The following is a 2,500-nucleotide window of genomic DNA, read 5'->3' on the forward strand; positions in this document are numbered from 1 at the left end:
AAGCTTCTAGCGAGATAAAAGGTGCCTGTACCGCAAACCGACACAGGTAGGCGAGGAGAGAATCCTAAGGTGTGCGAGAGAACTCTGGTTAAGGAACTCGGCAAAATGACCCCGTAACTTCGGGAGAAGGGGTGCTTTCTTAACGGAAAGCCGCAGTGAATAGGCCCAAGCGACTGTTTAGCAAAAACACAGCTCTCTGCGAAGCCGTAAGGCGAAGTATAGGGGGTGACACCTGCCCGGTGCTGGAAGGTTAAGGAGAGGGGTTAGCGTAAGCGAAGCTCTGAACTGAAGCCCCAGTAAACGGCGGCCGTAACTATAACGGTCCTAAGGTAGCGAAATTCCTTGTCGGGTAAGTTCCGACCCGCACGAAAGGTGTAACGATTTGGGCACTGTCTCAACCAGAGACTCGGTGAAATTATAGTACCTGTGAAGATGCAGGTTACCCGCGACAGGACGGAAAGACCCCGTGGAGCTTTACTGTAGCCTGATATTGAATTTTGGTACAGTTTGTACAGGATAGGCGGGAGCCATTGAAACCGGAGCGCTAGCTTCGGTGGAGGCGCTGGTGGGATACCGCCCTGACTGTATTGAAATTCTAACCTACGGGTCTTATCGACCCGGGAGACAGTGTCAGGTGGGCAGTTTGACTGGGGCGGTCGCCTCCTAAAGTGTAACGGAGGCGCCCAAAGGTTCCCTCAGAATGGTTGGAAATCATTCGTAGAGTGCAAAGGCATAAGGGAGCTTGACTGCGAGACCTACAAGTCGAGCAGGGACGAAAGTCGGGCTTAGTGATCCGGTGGTTCCGCATGGAAGGGCCATCGCTCAACGGATAAAAGCTACCCCGGGGATAACAGGCTTATCTCCCCCAAGAGTCCACATCGACGGGGAGGTTTGGCACCTCGATGTCGGCTCATCGCATCCTGGGGCTGTAGTCGGTCCCAAGGGTTGGGCTGTTCGCCCATTAAAGCGGTACGCGAGCTGGGTTCAGAACGTCGTGAGACAGTTCGGTCCCTATCCGTCGTGGGCGTAGGAAATTTGAGAGGAGCTGTCCTTAGTACGAGAGGACCGGGATGGACGCACCGCTGGTGTACCAGTTGTTCTGCCAAGGGCATAGCTGGGTAGCTATGTGCGGAAGGGATAAGTGCTGAAAGCATCTAAGCATGAAGCCCCCCTCAAGATGAGATTTCCCATAGCGTAAGCTAGTAAGATCCCTGAAAGATGATCAGGTTGATAGGTTCGAGGTGGAAGCATGGTGACATGTGGAGCTGACGAATACTAATAGATCGAGGACTTAACCATATAATATGTAGCAATGTTATCTAGTTTTGAAGGAATATGCCTTCATAGTTTGGTGATGATGGCAGAGAGGTCACACCCGTTCCCATACCGAACACGGAAGTTAAGCTCTCTAGCGCCGATGGTAGTTGGGACCTTGTCCCTGTGAGAGTAGGACGTCGCCAAGCGACTTTAAGACGAGTCAGAATGACTCGTCTTTTTTGTGTTTTATAACTTCTTTTCAAAGCTAAATATTTTGAAGTGCTTCTCGCTTTTCAAAAAGGTTTTTGAGTACGTAGCTATATAAGTTTTATTCAATTTCTTTCGTGATTCTTTATATGTAATTTAAGATTTTCTATTTTATTTCTTAAAGATAGGATTCATCAGTGTGTTAAAATAGTACAGTTGTTTTTGATGTACTTTAATATAAGAAGATTTAAGTTAGAAAAGGAGATAATATGAAAAAGATAAGTATAATTACTATAGTAGTCTTAGTCCTGCTAGTAATCGTGTATATGTTAGTTGGGAATTATTTTTATAACTACGCGTTAAATGCGAAACAAGAAAAAGAATTTTTGCAAGATAATCCTCATTTAGTAGAAACGGTAAATGCGTCGGGAGATGTATTGGCTGCAAATGAAGAAAAGAATGCAAACTTCGTATCGAAGTATAAACCTAACACATTAACTATACGTTCTTTCGATAAATTAAATTTAAAAGGTTATGAATATATGAATGAACCATCCAGTCATAAATGGGCAATTGTAGTTCATGGATACAATGGTAGAGCATCAGAAATGACGAAATATGTTCGTAACTTTTATGAACAAGGCTATAATGTCATAGCACCAGACCTTCGTGGACACGGAAATAGTGAAGGGGATTATGTTGGTATGGGCTGGCATGATCGTAAAGATGTTTTGATTTGGATTCAACAAATCTTGAAGAAAGACCCTAATGCTGAAATAGCTCTATTTGGTGTTTCAATGGGCGGGGCAACTGTAATGATGACTTCAGGAGAAGATTTACCTTCTAATGTTAAAGTTATTATTGAAGATTGTGGATACTCAACTGTTATTGATGAATTTACTTATCAACTAAAAGATTTATTCCATTTACCGAAGTTTCCTGTTATGAATGCGGCAAATATGGTTACTAAATTAAGAGCTGGTTACGATTTAGAAGAGGCTTCAGCTGTAAAACAAGTAGCGAAAAGTAAAACACC

General features: G+C 44.0%; 1 protein-coding gene and 2 rRNA genes (2 of these 3 cut by a window edge). All 3 read left to right on the forward strand.

The features are described from left to right. Nucleotides 1–1,299: ribosomal RNA gene (locus GD442_RS01520) — 23S ribosomal RNA — on the forward strand (it extends 1,623 nt beyond the left edge of the window). 48 nt (nucleotides 1,300–1,347) lie between these two features. Next, nucleotides 1,348–1,463, forward strand: a 5S ribosomal RNA gene (rrf, locus tag GD442_RS01525). 270 nt (nucleotides 1,464–1,733) lie between these two features. Beyond that, a protein-coding gene (locus GD442_RS01530) for an alpha/beta hydrolase (RefSeq protein WP_000723973.1) crosses the window boundary here: on the forward strand, nucleotides 1,734–2,500 show its 5' portion. 193 nt of this gene lie beyond the right edge of the window; 767 of the gene's 960 nt are visible here — the first part of the coding sequence; the start codon lies at nucleotides 1,734–1,736; the stop codon falls past the right edge of the window.

Source organism: Bacillus sp. A260, from assembly GCF_009861435.1.
In the GTDB taxonomy this organism is placed as follows: Bacteria; Bacillota; Bacilli; order Bacillales; family Bacillaceae_G; genus Bacillus_A; species Bacillus_A cereus.